General features: G+C 56.1%; 1 protein-coding gene and 2 pseudogenes. All 3 read left to right on the forward strand.

Features of this window, described 5'->3' with window-relative positions; translation table 11 throughout:
- Window positions 1-236, forward strand: a pseudogene (locus N554_RS41615) (PhnA-like protein); the annotation flags it as partial.
- Between the two features lie 473 nt (window positions 237-709).
- A pseudogene (locus tag N554_RS42510) lies at window positions 710-1002 on the forward strand (hypothetical protein).
- Window positions 1003-1016: 14 nt separating this feature from the next.
- Window positions 1017-1637, forward strand: a complete 621-nt coding sequence (locus N554_RS0130465; RefSeq protein ID WP_029586894.1) for a hypothetical protein — start codon at window positions 1017-1019, stop codon at window positions 1635-1637.
- The last annotated feature ends 289 nt before the right edge of the window (window positions 1638-1926 follow it).

Consider the following 1926-nt stretch of genomic DNA (forward strand, 5'->3'; position numbering starts at 1 on the left):
CTCCCGATCAGGCCAAGGCTCAGGTTGCGGAGTACCAACAGCAGTACAAAGAAACGATTGCCAAAACCAAAGAACAAGCAAAGCAGGCGGCGGATGCAACGGCCAAGACGGTTTCGCGGGGGGCTCTGTTCGGTGCCCTGGCTCTTTTACTGGGCGCTCTGGCTGCGTTTTTTGCGGGCCGAGCTAGCGCCGTAACACCAACGGTGACGAGAGGATCAGAACGGTCATTCGCCTGAGCCATTAAACTAGATCGATGCGGGCTGCTGCTGCCCGCGCAGCTCGCGCTCATTGTTTTACTTGATATTCGATGCAAGCGCGCCACAGCCCTATTTGAGTGAGGCCATGCCACTTCTCCTGTCAGCGGGAGTGGTCGTAACTCGGCCTTGACGTAAATAGTTCCTAGCGAGACCGCAATCTGAACTTACGGAGCCGCGCCGATGCGCATTGATCGCCGGTGAATGTACAAAAGGTGCTTAGGAACTAGAGCCAACCTCATGCACGTCAACGGTGACAGAGATCACTCCTTCTGTAGGGGACGGTCACCAAAATGAACATTGAACTTACTCACCTGTCTTCTTAGGAGCGACGTGCACGCACGAAGCTCGCTCGGCGCGATGCAGGCTGCTTTTGTCAACTCGGAACACTTTACGGATGGGCTGGTTGTTGGAGGGAACGATCAATCTAACCACGAGGAAAAAATGAAACGCTCATTCATTGTACTAGCAACCACTGCGTTGCTCGCGGCCAGAAACAACCCGCCCAATCTGGTCCTAACAACAGCGCCGTAAATAACCCAGAACAGAACAATTCGAATGCGCCGGTCGCGGTCGCAACAGCTTTACGGAAGGCCAAGCCAAATCGAAAATCGAAGAGGCCGGCTATAGCAACGTCACCGCATTGAAAAAAGATGACGACGGCGTTTGGCGAGGTAAGGCGAGCAAAGGCGGCTCATCATCCGGCGTCAGCGTAGATTTTCAGGGCAATGTGAACCCAACGAAGTAAGAAGGAATTTGCAGATGATAGTTACAATCTCTCGTCTTTACGACAGCTATGACGATGCTAAACGGGCCGTTCAGGGTTTGGAAGCCGCTGGTGTCCCGCACTCAGATATCAGTATCGTCGCGAACAATTCCGACAATTGGTACACCACCGGCCAAAAGGTGGACCGCGATCGCGACGGCGTCGATGACCGTGCTGAAAGTGCGGGGAAAGGCGCCGGGATCGGCGCAGGTCTCGGAGGCGCGGCCGGTCTGCTGGCCGGCCTTGGCTTGCTGGCTATCCCCGGGTTAGGGCCGGTGGTCGCGGCGGGATGGCTAGCCTCAACTGCCGTCGGCGCAGCTGCTGGTGCGGCTACGGGCGGAATCGTGGGTGCCCTGACCGAAGCTGGTATATCGAAGGAAGACGCCTCGCTGTACGCTGAAGGCGTTCGCCGCGGAGGAACGCTTGTGTCAGCGCGCATTTCGGAAACGGACCGAGCGCGGCTGGACTCGATCCTCAACCGGTCTTCCGTTAATCTTCGGGAACGAAGCACGGCCTGGCAAAAATCAGGCTGGAAGGGCTTCGATCCCGCTAGCGAGCCGTATGGAGCCGAACAGGTCCGCGAGGAGCGTCAGCTCTACGGGGCGGGAATGCGCTAACAACTCAAGACGACCCGCTTCGGCGGGTCGTTTTTTAAGCCGTCAATACGGAAAACTGTGATTTCGCAATACTCGTTGAATGGTTGGTTACTTCAATTCAATCCTCTCATCCTCATGTTATCAAAGGAAACCTAAGCGACGTGGTCGTGCCCGAATCGGAACTTTCCTGTTCAATGGTGCCGACCTCGCTGGCCAATCCGGAACCGGATGCAGGCTCGGTCATTTGAATGATCGACCACCACAAAGGATTTCCTGGATGCGCGATTATCCGAAGCCGCCATATCCGAGC

This window comes from Bradyrhizobium sp. URHD0069, from assembly GCF_000701345.1.
In the GTDB taxonomy this organism is placed as follows: domain Bacteria; phylum Pseudomonadota; class Alphaproteobacteria; order Rhizobiales; family Xanthobacteraceae; genus Bradyrhizobium.